This is a genomic window from uncultured Chryseobacterium sp. (assembly GCF_936933875.1).
In the GTDB taxonomy this organism is placed as follows: domain Bacteria; phylum Bacteroidota; class Bacteroidia; order Flavobacteriales; family Weeksellaceae; genus CAKZIK01.
This window is the reverse complement of sequence record NZ_CAKZIK010000046.1, coordinates 12,090-29,851: the sequence shown is the minus strand read 5'-3', so window position 1 is coordinate 29,851 and position 17,762 is coordinate 12,090. Positions and strand designations below refer to the sequence as shown.

Sequence of the window (17,762 nt, the reverse complement as noted above, 5' to 3'; positions counted from 1 at the left end):
ATTAAATTTGAAATTCAAAAAAAATAAAACTCACTTTACTATATGAAAATCAAACTATTACATTCCATTATTTTCTGCTCCGCTTTGGGATTTGCTCAAAATCATCAGAATAATCCGGGTAGCAACCACGGCAATAAGTTTGAGCAATTAGGAACTATTCTTCCCACTCCCAATGTTTACAGAACAGCATCCGGAGCTCCTGGACAAGGTTATTGGCAAAATAGAGCAGATTACGATATTACAGCATATTTGGACGAAGACAAAAGAAATCTAAAGGGTTCAGAAACTGTAACTTACATTAACAACTCTCCTGATAATTTAGATTATTTGTGGCTTCAGCTCGATGAAAATCAACATTCTTCCATCAACAATTCCGGCTACAGTGGAAACTCAAAACTTCCAAAACAGGCTAATGCAGATAATTTAAAATCTTCTGAACTTCCTGTGAAAGACAATGGTTACGGCGTAAATCTTGAAAAAGTTACAGATGCTTCCGGAAATGCTTTAAAATATACGGTAAATAAAACCATGATGCGTATTGACCTTCCTAAGGTTTTAAAAAAAGGAGAAAAATTCACTTTTAAAATTGATTGGAATTACAATATTTCCGACCGTATGAAAATGGGAGGACGTGGTGGTTTCGAAAACTTCCCTGAAGACGGAAACGATGTTTATACGATGACGCAATGGTTCCCAAGAATGTGTGTTTACAGCGATTTCCAGGGTTGGCAAAACCATCAGTTTACCGGAAGAGGCGAATTTGCTTTGGTTTTCGGAAATTATAAAGTTGCGATGAACGTTCCTGCAGACCACATCGTAGCTGCAACAGGACAGGGAATAAATTACGAACAGGTTTTGTCTTCCGCTCAACTTTCACGTTGGAAACAGGCACAAACTTCCAGCGAACCTGTTGAAATTGTAACTTTAGATGAAGCCAAAAAAGCTGAAAAGTCAAAATCAAAACAAAGAAAAACATGGGTTTTCGAAGCCAATGATGTAAGAGATTTCGCATGGACTTCATCCAGAAAATTTGTTTGGGACGGTATGAAAGTTACCATTCCAGAAAACAAAAACCAGGTTATGGCGATGAGTCTTTATCCAAAAGAAGCGTATGGACTTTACAGAAAATATTCAACAAAAGCGGTAGCTCATACCATTAAAACGTATTCTGAATTCACCATTCCTTATCCTTATCCTGTAGCACAGTCTATCGAGGCTTCTAATGGGATGGAATATCCGATGATTTGCTTCAACTTCGGTAGAACTGAAAAAGACGGTACCTATTCCGAAGGAACCAAAAACGGAATGATTGGCGTAATTATTCATGAGGTTGGTCACAATTTCTTCCCAATGATTATCAATTCTGATGAAAGACAATGGAGCTGGATGGATGAAGGTTTAAATACTTTTGTTGAATATCTTACTGAAGAAAAATGGGACAATAAATTTCCTTCCAGAAGAGGACCTGCACATACGATTGTAGATTATATGAAATTGCCAAAAGATGAGCTGGAACCAATTATGACCAACTCCGAAAACATTGCACGCTTTGGTCCGAATGCCTATTCAAAACCTGCAACAGGCTTAAATATTCTTCGTGAAACCATTATGGGAAGAGATTTGTTTGATAAAGCATTCAAAACCTATTCCCAGAGATGGGCTTTTCGTCATCCGGAACCTGCAGATTTATTCAGAACGATGGAAGATGCCAGCGGTGAAGATTTAGATTGGTTCTGGAGAGGATGGTTCTACGGAATTGACCCTGTTGATATTTCTATTGACAAAGTTTCTGTGGCAGCTCCGGATTTTGATTCTCCTGCAAAACCTTTTGAAAGAAAATATACTGTAGAGAAACCAAACATTAATGAATTTGATGACATTTCTAAGGTTCGTAACCGTGAAGAAAAAATAGCATTTGAAGTAGATAAAGATAAAAGTCTTCAGGATTTTTATTACCGTTACGACAGAGGTCAGGAAAAAGTGGATAATGTAAAAGAATATACTTTCAAAGCTGATGTTTACGAAAATGTAAGTGCTGCAGACCGAGCAAAACTTCAGAATCTTAATGCTTACCAAATAGATTTTACAAACAAAGGCGGTTTGGTGATGCCGATTATTCTTGAATTCACTTTTGAAGACGGAACAAAACTTCGCGATAAACGTGCAGTACAAGTTTGGAGAAGCAATGAAAAAAATGTTTCGCTGACATATTATTTTGATAAAAAATTAAAATCCGTACAGCTTGACCCAATGAAAGAAACGGCAGACATTGATACTTCCAATAATTTCTGGGGCGAAATTCCAGCGCCAGAATCGAAGTTCCAGGTATTCAAACAAAAACAAGGTGCTGCAAGAGGTGCAGGTTCCGGAACCATAAATCCAATGCAGGCTGCAGGAAAGAAAAATTAATTCAAGAAGAAGAAAAAGAAAAAAAGTCATTTCAAAAATTTTGAAGTGACTTTTTTTCTGCCAAAATTTCACGTTTCATTATCACAGTCTGACAGATTTTCAAAGTATTTTTGTTGGCACTTTTTTAGGGAATAAGAAGTCAACTTGAAAAAATTAATTAAATAAATATGTTATGTCAGTAAATTTTAAACCTTTAGCAGACCGAGTATTGGTAGAACCAACGGCTGCAGAAACAAAAACCGCATCAGGAATCATCATTCCGGATACAGCAAAAGAAAAACCACAAGAAGGAACTGTTGTAGCAGTTGGCCCGGGAAAAAAAGACGAACCAATGACAGTAAATGTTGGTGATAAAGTGCTTTACGGAAAATACTCCGGAACAGAGTTGAAATTCGAAGGAAAAGATTATCTGATTGTAAAAGAGGGTGATTTATTAGGAATCATCGGATAAGATTTGTAAAAAGTACGATGTACAAAGTACAAAGTATTTTACAGATCTGCAATCAAATTAATTAAACAAAAAAGTACATTTTACATTGTACATAATACAATAATACATTAAGAAATGGCAAAAGAAATAAAATTCGATATCGAATCAAGAGACGCCCTGAAAAGAGGTGTTGACGCATTGGCAAATGCAGTAAAAGTAACTTTGGGTCCAAAAGGTAGAAACGTAGTCATCGAAAAATCTTTCGGTGCGCCACATGTTACCAAAGACGGTGTTTCCGTAGCAAAGGAAATCGAGCTGGAAGACAAAGTTGAAAATATGGGAGCACAAATGGTAAAAGAAGTAGCTTCCAAAACCAATGATATTGCAGGTGACGGAACTACAACCGCAACTGTTTTAGCACAGGCAATCGTTCGCGAAGGTCTGAAAAACGTTGCAGCAGGCGCAAATCCAATGGACTTGAAAAGAGGAATCGAAAAAGCAGTTACGGCTGTAGTTGAAAATTTGAAATCTCAATCTCAAGTTGTTGGTGATTCTTCAGAGAAAATCAAACAAGTTGCGGCAATTTCTGCAAATAACGACGATACCATCGGTTCGTTAATCGCAGAAGCTTACGGAAAAGTTGGAAAAGAAGGCGTAATCACCGTTGAAGAAGCAAAAGGAACAGATACAACCGTAGATGTTGTAGAAGGGATGCAGTTTGACAGAGGTTATCAATCTCCATATTTCGTAACCAATCCTGAAAAAATGGTGGCGGAATTGGAAAATCCATACATTCTTTTAGTTGAAAAGAAAATTTCTTCAATGAAAGAGTTGCTTCCAGTTTTGGAACCAGTTGCACAGGCAGGAAAATCTCTATTAATCATCTCCGAAGAAGTTGAGGGCGAAGCTTTAGCAACTTTAGTAGTGAACAAATTAAGAGGTTCTTTAAAAATCGCAGCGGTAAAAGCACCGGGATTCGGCGACAGAAGAAAAGCAATGTTAGAAGACATCGCCATTTTAACAGGTGGACAAGTTATCTCCGAAGAAAGAGGATTCACGATGGAAAATGCCACTTTGGAAATGCTTGGAACTGCTGAAAAAGTAACCATTGATAAAGACAATACAACCATCGTAAACGGTGGTGGTGATGAAGCGCAAATTAAAGGTCGCGTAAACCAAATCAAAGCGCAAATGGAAACCACGACTTCCGATTATGACAGAGAAAAACTTCAGGAACGTCTTGCAAAATTAGCAGGAGGTGTTGCAGTTCTTTACGTTGGTGCTGCTTCCGAAGTAGAAATGAAAGAGAAAAAAGACAGAGTTGATGATGCTTTGCACGCAACTCGTGCTGCTGTAGAAGAAGGAATCGTTCCTGGAGGTGGCGTTGCTTTGGTTCGTTCAATTTCATCATTGAATTTTAATGGAGCAAATCTTGACGAAACTACAGGTATTAAAATTGTAAAAAGAGCGATCGAAGAGCCACTTCGTCAAATCGTAGCAAACGCAGGAGGAGAAGGTTCTGTAATCGTTGCAAAAGTAGAGGAAGGAAGCGGTGATTTCGGTTTCAACGCGAAAACTGACGAATACGTGAATATGTACGAAGCAGGAATTATCGACCCTACAAAAGTAGTTCGTGTTGCGTTGGAAAATGCAGCTTCCGTTGCTGGAATGTTGCTGACTACAGAATGTGTAATCACCGAAATTCCAAGACCAGAATCAGCAATGCCACCAATGGGCGGAGGAATGCCGGGAATGATGTAATTTTTGCTGGAGGCTCGAAGCTGGATGCTGGAAGCTAAAAGCGATCACAATATAAAATCCGTTCAATTTTTTTGGACGGATTTTTTTTATTAAGTATTTAACCTTTGTAATGTTTAAGCATCTATCTTTAAAATCAATCTATGAAGGTATTATACATCATTATTCCTGCACTTATCATAATTTTAGGAGCAAGCTTTAAATCACCTTCTCAAAATTTGAGCTTTTACACCTCATACGATAATCAACAATTAATTGATACTGTAAGGGTTAGCAAGAATATAAATAATGTAGATTTGCCTATGTACGCAACAAAAGAAAACTTACAAAATCTTTTAGACAGTCAGAAAGCGGCGTTTGTACATTTTGGGTTTTTACCCTATTATGATAAAGAATTCGAAAAAAAGTACGGCATAAAAATTATTAATGAAGGATGTGTAATTACCCCAATCTTGCAGAAAACAGCCAAACTAAATAATATTCTAATAGCAGATTACCTCACTACAAAATTTGGATTAGGATGGAAAAATGATTTGAAAATCAAACCTTTAGGTTTAGATTAATTCAGTCTCTAATGAACGCCATCCTCTTCTGTTTCATGTTTTAGCTGAGCTTTATAGAGCGTTGCGTAATAGCCGTTTTTGTCAAGAAGTTCCAAATGTTTTCCTTCTTCCACAATTTTTCCACCATCCATCACAATTATTTTATCGGCTTTTTCGATGGTAGAAAGCCGGTGTGCGATGATAATGGACGTTCTGTTTTTGGTAATTTTTTCAGTAGCTCTTTGAATCAGTTTTTCACTTTCATGGTCGATAGAAGATGTTGCTTCATCCAAAATTAAAATTTTTGGATCAGAAAGATAAGCTCTCAAGAAAGACAGCAACTGTCGCTGTCCAAGAGAAATTGAAGAACCACGTTCGCTCACGACATAATCGTAACCTCCCGGTAAACTTTCGATAAAATTATCCACTTCAATATCTTTTGCAACGGCTTTAATTTGATCTAAAGTCACGGTTTCATCTCCGAAAGCTAGGTTTTCAAAAATGCTTCCATGGAACAGGAAAACATCCTGCAAAACCACTCCGATATGGCTTCTTAAGTTATACAGTTCATAATCCTTCAAATCCACATCATCCAACAGGATTTTCCCGGAATTGATGTCGTAAAGTCGAGTAATCAAACTGATAATGGTAGATTTTCCGGCTCCGGTCGCTCCAACTATCGCTACAGTTTCACCCGGATTTACTTTAAAACTGATTCCCTTCAACACTTCCTGCTTTTCATCGTAAGAAAAATGAACGTTTTGGAATTCAATTTTACCGTCGAAATGGTCTTTCATGACTTTTCCATTATTCGGCATCGCAAAATCTTCGTCCATCATACCCAAAACTCTTTCGGCACCTACAATTCCACGCTGAATATTATTGAAACGGTCTGCAATCTGTCTCAAAGGACGAATCAACATCGAAATAAACTGAATAAAGGCAATTACTTTTCCGGCCGTAATCGTTACATAACCTCCGTAAAAAAGAATGAATCCAATGAATAATGAAGAAATTAGTTCCACCACCGGAAAAAATAGGGAGAAGATAAATACCGTTCTGAGAAGCGCAGATTTTAAGGTAATATTAATTTTATCAAACTTTTCAAACTCTGCTTTCTGTCTGTTGAACACCTGAATTAAAGGCATTCCCGACAATCTTTCCTGCACAAAAGAATTTTGATTGGCTGTCCATGTTCTTTCATCACCAAAAGCTTTCTTCAGTTTTTTCTGAAAAAATCGTGTAATTAAAACCATCAAAGGCAAAATCGCCAACGAAATATAACTGAGATGAACGTCCGTTTGAAACATCATCACGAGCACAAAAACAATCCTCAAAATATCGCCGAAAACCATCAAAAAACCGTCTGTATAAACCGTTGCAATGGTTTCAACATCTCCAACAGCTCTCGTTACCAATTGCCCAATCGCAGTTTTATCAAAGAAAGAAGTACGGAAATAGATCAGTTTTTTATACAGTCTTTCGCGGATGTCGCGAATCACGTTCTGTGAAATATAATTCGAGAAAAAAACGAGGACGAAATTCAGAATCGATTCTGCAAAAACCAAAGCCACCAAAATGTAAATGTGCTTCATCATCAAAGCCTTGTCCTTTAACGCGATGATGTCGTTGTCCACAATCTGCATCGTGAGGTATGGACGGTAGGTAGAAATAATGGAAAGGATGATGGAAATAATCAGTGTAATGATAAACCACGACCGGAATTTCATCCCAATCGTGAATAGTCTTCTGACAATATCCCAAGTGCTTTGATTTTTCATTTTTGGTTTGTCGCGGAGCGACAAAATATTGGTAGTTAAATATTGCTTTATGATGGAGTCGCGGAGCGACGAAATATTGGTTGCTAAATTAAGTCTTTAAAAATAAATTTCAGGTCATACTCCACCTCGAATTTCTCGAGAAATGCAATGTATTCAGTTTTAAAATCTGTCTTTTTATGATGTTCTTCCTGATTATTAATATATTGAATAACAGATTCAACCTGAGACTTTCCGTAGGAAAAAGCACCAAAACTATTCTGCCATTCAAAACGAGTTGGAAGAAACTTTTTTTCATTTATCCATTTCGATGAGCTTCCTTTAATATCTTTCACTAAATCTGAAAGTGATTGATGAGAACGCATTCCAACAAAAATATGAATATGGTCTGAAACGCCGTTGATAGCCAAAAGTTTATGCTTATTATGTTGAATAATGCCGGTGATATATTTGTAGAGTTCGTCTTTCCATTCTTCTTGAATTTGTGAATTTCTAAATTTTACAGCAAATACGATTTGAATGTGAATTTGAGTATAAGTGTTATTATCAGCCATTTGTTTTTCATTTTTTTATGTAGGGACCAAGATATCGCGCCTCTGGCGCTTGCCTTTAGCGGATATTATTTCTACCAATATTTCGCGCCTCTGGCGCTCCATTTAAAATACACCATACTAAATTCCCACCATTATTTAGTTGCTCCAAGTTCACAGTAACCGTAAAAATTTACCAATTATACCCAACATCCACCAAAAACAAACCTTGCGCAGGAGCTGAAGTTCCGGCAGCATTTCTGTTTTTCTTCTCGATAATTTTCCTCAAATCTTCAGGCTTAATTTTTCCGGTCCCAATTTCCACCATCGTTCCTACAATCGCACGAACCATATTTCTTAAAAAACGGTCTGCTGAAACCGTGAATTTCAGTTCGGTTCCGTTTTGCTCCCATTCTGCTTTGTAAATCTTGCAAAAATTGGTTTTATTATCGGTGTGAAGTTTCGCGAAGCTTGTAAAATCTTCATATTCAAATAAAATCTTGCAGGCCTCATTCATTTTTTCGACATCAAGGTTTCGTTTCCACATTTGCCATGCAGAATCCCGTGTGAATGGATTTTTTTCCATCGAAATATAATATTCATATGTTCTGAAGGCCGCATCAAACCTTGCATGAAAATCATCTTTTACCTTGAAAATTCTTTTCACCGCAATATCCGGAGGAAGAAATGAATTCAGTTGATAGGGTAAATTTTCATTTAAATCTGCTTCAAAATCGAAGTGGGCAAACATTTTTTTGGCGTGAACTCCAGTGTCGGTTCTTCCCGCTCCTGCTGTTTTAATTTCGTGACGTAAAATAGTTGAAAGTGCCTTTTCGAGCTCTTCCTGAACAGTAATTTCGTTCGGCTGAATTTGATATCCGAAATATTTTTTGCCGTTGTAAGAAAATTCGATGAAGTATCTCAAGAATTATTTTTTTTGCAAAAATACGGTTAATGTGAGGAATCTATCAAACCTGCAACCTGAAAACCGTAAGAATAAAGATAAGACAGAAAAAAATTCATCAAACAAAGTATCAAAATCAATGTGATTTTCTTTTTAAAAAAAGGAAACATTAAAAATCCAAAAACAGAACCGTACAAATACATGAAGAACATCAAAAACACCGTGAGAAAGATGGTGTAATTAATCTGCAATTCGCTTTTGGTAAATATTGCTACAATAAAAGTGACCAAATGCATCGTAATCCACATGAGGTTCAGTTGCGCTGCAATGTAAGTATTGGCTAAAAAATGTTCCCAAAAATTATATTTCTTTTTTAAGAAAAACAGCCAGGTAACCACACTTGCCAAAGGAATCATCAGGAAAATAAACACGCTGAAATAATGCTCAAAAAAATTATGACTTTCGTGCATATTCACGTTGTTGGCTTCCAAAATTTTCTTCGTTCCCCAATCGAAAAGTTTAACGAGAAGTGCACTTAAAGCTGTCATCACCATCACATAAGCAATGGGACGGAAATATCTTGCACGTTTGCCGTCCAAAAAATCTTTCACCATTTGTCCGGGCTTCGTGAAAAGCATTTTAATGGTATAGAAAAAACCATTATCCACATGAAAAACCGAATGTGGAATATCGTGCAGAAAATAATGCGCATCAACGCGGTGTTCATGGGCATTTTGTCCGCAATGAGGACAGAAATTTCCCACAAAAATTTCGTCGCAGTTTTTACATTCGTGTCTTTCCATCAATCAAAAATAGGAATTTGTTTTGCTGATTGTATGATTTTGATTTTAAATTTAATTAAAATTAAAGACCTTTGCAGCAATGAAAAAAATTCTGCTCCTCTCCGACTCGCATTCCTACATCGACGACCGAATTTTAGAATATGCAAAAAACGCCGATGAAATTTGGCACGGAGGAGATTTTGGAAGCATGGAAGTTATTGAAGAACTGGAAAAAATAAAACCTTTGCGTGGTGTTTACGGAAATATAGACAACGCGAAAATCCGTTCAGAATTTCCGGAAGTTACTTTCTTTGAGTGTGAAAAAGTAAAAGTGTTGATGATTCACATCGGTGGTTATCCCGGAAAGTATACACCTTTGGCAAAGAAAGAAATTGCGGAAAAACAACCCAATTTATTTATTTCCGGCCATTCTCATATTCTGAAAGCGATGTTCGATGAGAAAAATAATCTTCTTCATCTGAATCCCGGAGCTTGCGGAAAATCCGGATGGCATAAAATGCGGACAATGATGCGTTTCGAAATTAATGGAGACAAAATCGAAAACCTTGAAGTGATTGAACTTGGCTCTAGATAAACTATAACCTGCTAACTAGAATCTTTTAGCTTAAACAATGAAAATTGGCGATAAAATATCAGTAATCGATGAAGATTTGGGCGGAACTGTAACTTCCGTTCACGGAGAAATGGTGGTTTTTGCTGATGAGCATGGTTTTACACACAAGATTTCAAAAGATAAAGCGGTTATTCAGAATCATTCCCTGTACGAGAATATTTCGAAGATCGAAAAATATCAGGAAACAAAACGAAAATCCAAAAAGCACAACCGCAATCATCTTGTTCTCGACCTTCATTTCGAAAAATTAGTAGAAAATCCTTTGGCGTATGAAAGCTTTGAAAGGCTTTTCCTGCAGAAAGAAAAATTATTGGAAACCATTGAGTTTTGCCGAAAGAACAATCTTAAAAAACTTGAAATCGTTCACGGTATTGGCGACGGAACTTTACAGAAAATGGTTTACGACGTTCTGGAAAGCCAAACCGGACTGGATTTTCACAATAAGGAAATCCTGCATCACCAATCCGGAGCAGTTATGGTAAATTTTGTTTAGTCTTTTTTCGCCGTTACAAAATCAAATTTTGTTGCATAGAATTTCCCGTTTTTAATGGTTCCGCTTACTTTCGCCGGTCTTTTTTGGTTACAGTAGCCTTCCTTCGCGTGCGCATCGCCGTAATGCTCATCTTTAAATCCTAGTACAGGATATACTTTTCCATCAATTTTTACAGACATGGAGCAACCTTTATTGGATTTTACTTGGTACTGACACATGCCGCAACCTGACTCCACCATTTTATTCGTTACTTTCTGCGCGAAGACCACCACAGAAAACATCATGGCACATAATACAAGAAATTTTTTCATTGTTCCGAAATTTTATGGGATAAAAGTAAGAAATTTTCAAATCATCAGATATAATTTCAGTCATCACGCTCTCTTTCAAACTCATTATTTTTATTAAATTTGCTGACGTTCAAAATTATGCAGAAATTATCTTTACTTTTTACCGAAGGTGGTTTGCAGTACCAAGTTTCAGAAGGAAAAACGGTACGCGAAGAACAGTCGCATTTCATGGATGAGGAAAAACCTCAGCATTATATTTCGGAAAAATTGGATGAAATTTTAACCAGAAAATTTCAGGAAATTACCGTGATTTCAGCTTTAAATCATTTCACTTTAATGCCAGAAGGATTTTCTGAGCACGAAATGGGTTACGCTTTAATTGCCTACAATGCTCCCGTGAATAAAGAAACGGAAGAACTGATGCTGTCTGTGAACAAAAAATTTGGCGTTCAGTTTTATTATACTTTTCCGAAAGATTTTTATCAGAGCATTAAAGGTTTGAATCTTCCTGCGAAATTCAATTTTTCGGGTGAAAAATTCCTGAATTCTCTTAACAACAAAAGCGGTAAGGAAATCCACATCAATCTTTATCATCAACAGTGTGAATTTTTCGCATTGGATGGAAAAAAAGTGGTTTTATACAATAATTTGAACGTTAACTCTGAAGTGGACTTTCTATATTTCGTGATGTTTACTTTAAGCAAAATAGGTTTTGGTATTAATGAAACCAATTTTTATGTTTACGGCGAAACCACAGAAAACGAAACTTTTATCTCCGAACTCAGAAAGTTTGTGAAGAATCTTAAAATAGTTTTCGATAATATTCCGAACAAAAATTTTATACTTAATTAAAAATTTAAAACCACAAAAGAGACAAAAGCGTAATTCAGCAAAATAAGAATTACAAAAGTGGACATAAGCAAAAAAATCAAAGATTTTTTATTTTTTTTGTGCTTTTAAAGGTGAAATTTTTCAACTTTTATGATAGAAAAAACTTTTGTGCCTTTTGTGGTTAAAAAACATACACAATGTACCGAATCATCAGCGGAAAATGGAAAGCCAAAAGAATTTCGGCGCCAAAAAATTTCGACGTAAGACCTACAACAGATTTCGCCAAAGAAGCGCTTTTCAGCATGATTGAAAACCGTTTTGGTTTTGATATTGAATTTATTTCTGTGCTCGATTTATTCGCAGGAATTGGTTCAATTTCTTTGGAATTTGCTTCGAGAGGTTGCAACGATGTTACTTCTGTGGAAATGAATCCGAAACATGCGGCGTTCATTAATTCTACTGCGTTAGAATTGGATATGCAGTTGCAAATAAATGTTCAGAGAGCCGATGTTTACGAATATCTGAAGAAAAACAGAAATCATAAAACTTACGATTTAGTCGTTGCAGATCCGCCTTTCGAAACGGATGAGAAAAAATATCAGGAACTGATTTCTCTGGTTTTGAACAATAAATTCCTTAAAGAAAACGGTGTTTTCATTCTTGAACATCAAAGCCGCACAAAATTGCAGCATCCCAATTTGCTCGACACCAGAAAATACGGAAATGTAAGTTTCTCTTTCTTTAAAGCGAATGAGGAAGAAGTTTCTGAATAATTTTTTGCCACGAATACACGGATAGAATTACAGTCAGAAAAACCACAAAAGTCACAAAAGAATCTGCTTAATGATAAAGCAGTTCAAAAAATTACAAAAGTAAAAAACGAAGTTTTTTTATTTTGTTAACTTCTTAAAGCATAAGCCCTGAAACTTAAAATGCAAAAAACTTTTGTGTCTTTTGTGATTAAAGAACTTTCAGCTCCAGATTAATCGCTTTTCCAAAGAATTTTTTGGAGATTTTTTCGAAGTTTTTAGTCAAATCAGAAAGAAAGAAATGGTATTCCGGTTTTGGATTGTTTTCGTTGAGCAAATGATGTTTATCCAAAATTATTTTCAACTGATTTGCGACAATATTCGGAGAATCAATAACACGAACGCGGTTTCCGTAATACTGCTTGATTTCGTCTATCAGCAAAGGATAATGCGTACAGCCTAAAATTAAAGTTTCAATATTTTTTAATTTACTGTTACTCAAATAATTATAAATTATCGCATGCGTAATGGGATGGTTTTTAAAACCTTCTTCAATCGCAGGAACCAAAAGTGGCGTCGCCAATTCGTCAACCTTGATAAACTTGTTGTGCTTTCGGATAGATTTCTTGTAAAGCCCAGAATTTACGGTGGCTTTCGTCGCAATAACACCCACGTTGTTATGAATTTCGTACGAAACTTTTTCAGCAACAGGATTAATTACATCGATGACGGGAACTTTTTCATCCACCAAATCAACGACTTCTTTCAGCGCGTTTGCCGTGGCAGAATTACACGCAATTACGATTGCTTTACAGTTTTTTTCGAGCAAAAAATTGGTAATTTTTGTGGAATATCCAACGATAGCTTCACGGGATTTTTCTCCGTACGGAAGATGTTTTGTATCGCCGAAATAAATTAAATCTTCGTTGGGAAGCAACCTTTTAATTTCCTTTGCAACGGTAAGACCTCCAACTCCGGAATCGAAAATCCCAATCGGTTGGCTGGCTGAAAGATGGCTGTAATCCGTTTTTTTCTTTTTCAAGTGGCCGAAATTTTTACAAAAGTAATTATTTTGGTTGGATGTTGAGTGCTTGATGTTGGATGAGGCAATTATTGAGACGAATGTTTGTAGCTTCAGCATCCGATTTCCAGCATCCACCTTATAGAATAAACAAATCCGAGGCAATTCCGTCGGCTAAAAACCAATGTTTTTCGGGGATTTTAAGATGTTCGTTTTCGATGATTAAAATTCCTTCCTCTATTTTTGGCTGAATTTCTTTCTGAAAATGTTCCAAAACTTCATCACCGAATTTTTCATTGAGTTGCTTTAAATCAACTCCCCAAATTGTTCGTAAGCCAATCATGAGCATTTCGTTGAATTGGTCTTTTTCAGAAAGTATTTCAGTTTCATAAGCTGTTTTACTGTCATTCAAAAAAAGAATATATTTTTGATTGTTGGCAATATTCCAGCTTCTTCGGTTATCGCCGTTGTAAGAATGCGCAGAAGGTCCGATTCCCAAATATTCCTGATATTTCCAATACGCAGAATTGTGTTTGGAATGAAAGCCGGGTTTCCCGAAATTCGAGATTTCATAATGGTCGAAACCGTTGTCTTTAAGAAAATCCGACATATAATAAAACTCGCGGTTTTGTTCCGCTTCTTTTGGAGACTGAACTTTTCCTTTGGAAATCCAGTTTTCGAGCGCAGTTTTCGGTTCAACAGTTAAAGCATAGGAAGAAACATGCGGAACTTGAAGCGCAATGGTTTTATTGAGGTTTTCTTTCCAGATTTCGAAATTGGAAGTTGGAGACCCGTAAATTAAATCTATACTGATATTCTCCAGCCCGAAATCCTGTGCTCTTTTGATAGAACTTTCCGCTTCGGAAGCATTGTGAGCACGGTTCATAAGTTTTAAATCTTCATCAAAAAAACTTTGTGTTCCGATAGAAAGTCGGTTGATTTCTGTTCTGGACAATTCTTTCAGAAAATCTTTGCTCAAATCATCGGGATTGGCTTCGAGGGTGATTTCGATATTCTCTTCAAAATCGAAATATTTCAGAACCTCATCAATCAAAGATTTTAATTCATCAACGCTTAAAATTGAAGGCGTTCCTCCACCGAAATACAGCGATTTTAAAGTTGTGTTCTGAAGCTCGTCTTTACGCAGAAAAATTTCCTTTTTCATCGCAGCCAACATCTCATCCTTAAAATTTAAAGACGTTGAAAAGTGGAAATTGCAGTAGCTGCATTTCTGCTTACAAAAAGGGATGTGAATATAAATCATCTCGAGTTCGGAGCTGTAAATTGAAAGCCCGAAAATTTATCTGTAACGGTAACCTCTCGTGTTGATAATGTTGTCGAAATTATAGCCAATACTCAACATAAAACTGTTTCCTCCATAGGTTTGAATGTCACTCATACCGATGTTATAGGTTGCGCCGAAAGTAAAACGGTCAACTTTTCCTTTAATAACAGGAGAAAGGGAAAGCTGTTGGTTTCCGACATGGTCATTTGCAGTTCTAAAACTGATTCCGGCTGCGAAAAGATTATCTTCGTTAAAAACTTTTCCCATCAAATTCAAATCCACCATTTTGGAAGAATTGGTATTTAAATTTACCAAAACAGATGGTTCAACCGAAATTCCTTCGGAAATTTGCCAGTCATAACCTGCATTCAGAATAAATTTTGTAGGAGAAGGCTCAATTCCATTTACCACAGGAATATCATTACTCAAAGGAATATCGAGAACAGAAACGCCACCAAAAATATTTTTGAACGTTGCCTGCATCCCCAAATTCGCGTAAACGATGAACATATCATTGGTTCCGTCCTGCAAAACAGGATCTCCTTGCTGTTCTGGATTTAACATTCCCAAATCGATATTGGCGTTGTAAAAGTTGACAGCCGTACCGAATGAAAACTGGTCTTTACGCTCTCCTTCATCACTCAGTGGAATAAAATAAGAAGCTCCGGCTGTAATTCCGTTCGCAGAAATGGGTCCGTTCTGGTCGCGGAAAAAAGATAATCCGGCTCCCAATCTGTCCACAATATTGGCATGAAGTCCAACTGACTGTACATTTGGAGATTGGTCGAATTTTGAAAACTGTTTTTGATAGTTTCCATTAATTACCAAGTAATCGTTTTCTCCGTAATGAGCAGGGTTAATGAGAAATTTTCCATCCAACAAATATTGCTGATAAATGGGAAGTGTTTCCTGCGCTGCTGCCAAAAAACCTAAAAGAATAGAGAATATGCTGAATAGTTTTTTCACCTTATATTAATTCTAACAAATATAAAAATTTATGTTTAATTGCTGTCCAAATATTTTCGCCAGCGTTCTACTGCATTTTGCATGTCTTCCGGCATTGGACTTTCGAAATACATTTCTTTTTTGGTAACCGGATGTACAAAGCCTAAAGTATGTGCATGAAGCGCATGTCTCGGCAAAATTTCGAAAACATTCTGGATGAACTGCTTGTATTTGGGAAGATTAATTCCTCGCAAAGGAACGTGTCCTTCATATCGTTCGTCATTAAATAAAGTATGTCCGATATGTTTAAAATGTGCCCTGATTTGGTGAGTCCTGCCCGTTTCCAGTTTACATTCCACCCAAGTCATATAACGGAATCTTTCCAAAACTTTAAAATGCGTAACTGCGTGCTTTCCATGACTTCCATCTTGGAAAACAGCCATTTGCATTCGGTTTTTTAGGTGTCTTCCTATATTTCCGCGAATCGTTCCTTCTTCATCCGCAATATTTCCCCAAACAAAAGCCCAATACAAACGTTTTGTTTTGCGGTCGAAAAACTGTTTGGCAAGATAACTTAAAGCGTATTCGTTTTTGGCGATGACCAAAAGTCCGGAAGTATCTTTATCAATTCTGTGAACGAGACCAATTCTGTCCAAATCGGTTTTAAGTCCATTTTTTTCAAAGTGAAAAGCAAGCGCGTTCACCAATGTTCCGTCCCAGTTTCCGTGTCCGGGATGTACAACCATTCCTGCAGCTTTATCCACCACCAAAACATCATCATCCTCATAAACGATTTTGATGGGAATATCCTGCGGAACAATCACATTTTCACGTGGTGGACGCGCCAAAAGTACAGAAATTTGGTCGCCCGGTTTTACGCGATAATTTTGTTTTACGGGATTTCCGTTCACCACGACGTTTCCTGCGCGACACGTCTGCGAAATCTTGTTTCGGGAAGAATTCTGTCTGAAAATCAATAAAAATTTATCAATCCGCAGTGGTTCCTGTTTTTTATCAACAATAAGGTTCAGATGCTCGAAAAGACCATTGTTTTCGTCATCAGAGGTCGTTTCATTCTGCTCCAGAATTTCGTCTTCAAAAAAATCTTCGTTGTCTTCCATGTTGTTAAAAAAAGCTCCAACGGAATGTTGAAGCTTTAAAAATTATTCTACAATAACCTTTTTCACTTTCGGTTTTTCTTCCGTCTTTGGAGTTTCCGTTGCTTTAGGTTTTGTATCCGTCTTCGTCGTAGAAGTTGTTGTCGTTTTTGGTTTATCCGAAGTTTTGGTTTTCGGCTGCGTTGTAGTGGTCGTTGGTTTTGGCGCCGGTTTCGGTGCTTCTGCCTTCGGCTCTTCTCTTGGAGTGTATTGCGGTACTGGAGTTGGCTCGTTGTACACAGGAACTTCTTCGTATCTAATTGGAGGAAGTGAAGTATCTATTTTTACACGGTAAACCGAATTCAATTCAGAAATTTTTCCTCTCATTTGAGCCGGCGTTTTCTTGCTTGCCCAAAGGTCAATCTGCATTCCCTGGTCACGAATAGCGCCACCTTCCGGGTCTTGGTAATATACAATATCAGATTCGTCGCTTCCGCCATCTTCAAATTCTACCAAACCTACCTCAAATAAGTTTTGAGCAATAACTGCTTTCGCTTCCTGAACGGTTAAACCAACCAAATTTGGAACGGTAACGTTTCTTTTCGGTCCGGAACCAATTACCAAATCGATTGCTGAAAATCTTGGCAACAATGTTCCCGGTTTAATTACAGAACCATTTAGCTGCATTCTGATAACGGCATCACGCTGAATATTCGGTTCGAAAATGGTATCTCCAACTTTTAACCCAACCTGCTCCAACTGTCTAAAAGCAAGACCTTTGTATCTGTCCAAAATATCCGGAACAGAAACTTTAGCCCAAGTTCTAGGATTTACCTTCAAAATAATGGTTCTTCCTCCTTTTACACGCGAACCTGCGGAAGGAAACACCTGTAAAACCTGAAATGGTTTAAATTTCGGGTCGTATTTGAAACTGTCCACTTCGTATTCCAATCCGGAATCGTCGAGGATTTTAATGGCATTATGCACAGACATGTTCATTACGTTAGGAACCGGAATTTCTTTGCCATGATTGGTATGAACTTCCAGCCAACGAAACGTTAACCAAACTAATCCTGTGAAAACTGCTGCAGCAAGTAATAAATTCAATAATACTTTCCAGTGGAAAAGCGATTTTATCATAAGTATTTTTCAGGTAAATATTAGGCAAAGATATAAAAATCTGCTTTACGGGAAACGAAAATAATGCTGCAAAATTGTGACCCCAACAATAAAATGTAAGTTTTAAAATCGTGCATTCAACAAAATCATTAAATTTGCCTTTTA

General features: G+C 36.9%; 19 protein-coding genes. 9 read left to right on the top strand and 10 right to left on the bottom strand.

The window, feature by feature from the left end:
* The first annotated feature begins 42 nt into the window (after positions 1–42).
* The 4 genes from Q0252_RS07000 (at position 43) to Q0252_RS06985 (ending at position 5,160) form a co-directional block, all read left to right on the top strand.
* Positions 43–2,409 (top strand): M1 family metallopeptidase, encoded by a 2,367-nt coding sequence (locus tag Q0252_RS07000; RefSeq protein ID WP_297984849.1) that lies wholly within the window; start codon positions 43–45, stop codon positions 2,407–2,409.
* A gap of 172 nt (positions 2,410–2,581) precedes the next feature.
* Complete coding sequence (groES, locus tag Q0252_RS06995; protein WP_297984847.1) at positions 2,582–2,860, top strand: co-chaperone GroES; 279 nt, start codon at positions 2,582–2,584, stop codon at positions 2,858–2,860.
* 114 nt (positions 2,861–2,974) lie between these two features.
* Positions 2,975–4,600, top strand: coding sequence for a chaperonin GroEL (gene groL / locus Q0252_RS06990; RefSeq protein ID WP_297984845.1), 1,626 nt, complete (start codon positions 2,975–2,977; stop codon positions 4,598–4,600).
* Between the two features lie 140 nt (positions 4,601–4,740).
* Positions 4,741–5,160: a hypothetical protein gene (locus Q0252_RS06985; RefSeq protein ID WP_297984844.1), complete on the top strand. Its 420-nt coding sequence runs from the start codon at positions 4,741–4,743 to the stop codon at positions 5,158–5,160.
* A gap of 8 nt (positions 5,161–5,168) precedes the next feature.
* Here the strand turns inward: Q0252_RS06985 and Q0252_RS06980 are convergent, their stop codons facing one another.
* The 4 genes from Q0252_RS06980 to Q0252_RS06965 all read right to left on the bottom strand — a co-directional run bounded on the left by Q0252_RS06980 (position 5,169) and on the right by Q0252_RS06965 (position 9,019).
* A complete protein-coding gene (locus Q0252_RS06980; protein WP_297984842.1) occupies positions 5,169–6,920 on the bottom strand; it encodes an ABC transporter ATP-binding protein in 1,752 nt (583 codons plus the stop codon).
* A gap of 83 nt (positions 6,921–7,003) precedes the next feature.
* Positions 7,004–7,471: an IS200/IS605 family transposase gene (tnpA, locus tag Q0252_RS06975; RefSeq protein WP_297984840.1), complete on the bottom strand. Its 468-nt coding sequence runs from the start codon at positions 7,469–7,471 to the stop codon at positions 7,004–7,006.
* Positions 7,472–7,640: 169 nt separating this feature from the next.
* A complete protein-coding gene (truA, locus tag Q0252_RS06970; protein WP_297984838.1) occupies positions 7,641–8,372 on the bottom strand; it encodes a tRNA pseudouridine(38-40) synthase TruA in 732 nt (243 codons plus the stop codon).
* Between the two features lie 26 nt (positions 8,373–8,398).
* Positions 8,399–9,019 carry a DUF3667 domain-containing protein gene (locus Q0252_RS06965; RefSeq protein ID WP_367174826.1) on the bottom strand — a complete coding sequence of 207 codons (621 nt, stop codon included), beginning with the start codon at positions 9,017–9,019 and terminating at the stop codon, positions 8,399–8,401.
* Here Q0252_RS06965 and Q0252_RS12305 point away from each other — a divergent pair, their 5' ends adjacent.
* Genes Q0252_RS12305 through Q0252_RS06955 form a run of 3 tightly spaced genes read left to right on the top strand, consistent with a single transcriptional unit; the run spans position 9,020 to position 10,260 of the window.
* On the top strand, positions 9,020–9,313 hold the full coding sequence (locus tag Q0252_RS12305; RefSeq protein ID WP_367174825.1) for a hypothetical protein: 294 nt from the start codon (positions 9,020–9,022) through the stop codon (positions 9,311–9,313).
* A complete protein-coding gene (locus Q0252_RS06960; RefSeq protein ID WP_297984834.1) occupies positions 9,234–9,728 on the top strand; it encodes a metallophosphoesterase family protein in 495 nt (164 codons plus the stop codon). The genes Q0252_RS12305 and Q0252_RS06960 overlap by 80 nt, the downstream gene beginning before the upstream one ends.
* A 37-nt stretch (positions 9,729–9,765) precedes the next feature.
* Complete coding sequence (locus tag Q0252_RS06955; protein WP_297984832.1) at positions 9,766–10,260, top strand: Smr/MutS family protein; 495 nt, start codon at positions 9,766–9,768, stop codon at positions 10,258–10,260.
* On the opposite strand, the gene Q0252_RS06950 is transcribed toward Q0252_RS06955, so the two are convergent.
* A complete protein-coding gene (locus tag Q0252_RS06950) occupies positions 10,257–10,571 on the bottom strand; it encodes a DUF6370 family protein (protein ID WP_297984831.1) in 315 nt (104 codons plus the stop codon). The two genes, Q0252_RS06955 and Q0252_RS06950, sit on opposite strands and share 4 nt — an antisense overlap.
* A gap of 117 nt (positions 10,572–10,688) precedes the next feature.
* Here Q0252_RS06950 and Q0252_RS06945 point away from each other — a divergent pair, with 117 nt between their 5' ends.
* Together Q0252_RS06945 and rsmD are read left to right on the top strand one after the other, a co-directional pair.
* A complete protein-coding gene (locus Q0252_RS06945) occupies positions 10,689–11,402 on the top strand; it encodes a DUF3822 family protein (RefSeq protein ID WP_297984829.1) in 714 nt (237 codons plus the stop codon).
* Between the two features lie 176 nt (positions 11,403–11,578).
* A complete protein-coding gene (rsmD, locus tag Q0252_RS06940; RefSeq protein ID WP_297984827.1) occupies positions 11,579–12,154 on the top strand; it encodes a 16S rRNA (guanine(966)-N(2))-methyltransferase RsmD in 576 nt (191 codons plus the stop codon).
* A 187-nt stretch (positions 12,155–12,341) separates the two neighbouring features.
* Here the strand turns inward: rsmD and murI are convergent, their stop codons facing one another.
* The 5 genes from murI to Q0252_RS06915 all read right to left on the bottom strand — a co-directional run bounded on the left by murI (position 12,342) and on the right by Q0252_RS06915 (position 17,618).
* Complete coding sequence (murI, locus tag Q0252_RS06935) at positions 12,342–13,172, bottom strand: glutamate racemase (protein WP_297984825.1); 831 nt, start codon at positions 13,170–13,172, stop codon at positions 12,342–12,344.
* Between the two features lie 118 nt (positions 13,173–13,290).
* A complete protein-coding gene (hemW, locus tag Q0252_RS06930; protein ID WP_297984824.1) occupies positions 13,291–14,415 on the bottom strand; it encodes a radical SAM family heme chaperone HemW in 1,125 nt (374 codons plus the stop codon).
* Positions 14,416–14,451: 36 nt separating this feature from the next.
* On the bottom strand, positions 14,452–15,402 hold the full coding sequence (locus Q0252_RS06925; RefSeq protein WP_297984823.1) for a PorP/SprF family type IX secretion system membrane protein: 951 nt from the start codon (positions 15,400–15,402) through the stop codon (positions 14,452–14,454).
* A gap of 35 nt (positions 15,403–15,437) precedes the next feature.
* Positions 15,438–16,502: an RluA family pseudouridine synthase gene (locus tag Q0252_RS06920; protein WP_297984821.1), complete on the bottom strand. Its 1,065-nt coding sequence runs from the start codon at positions 16,500–16,502 to the stop codon at positions 15,438–15,440.
* A gap of 42 nt (positions 16,503–16,544) precedes the next feature.
* On the bottom strand, positions 16,545–17,618 hold the full coding sequence (locus Q0252_RS06915; RefSeq protein ID WP_297984819.1) for a PASTA domain-containing protein: 1,074 nt from the start codon (positions 17,616–17,618) through the stop codon (positions 16,545–16,547).
* Positions 17,619–17,762: the final 144 nt, after the last annotated feature.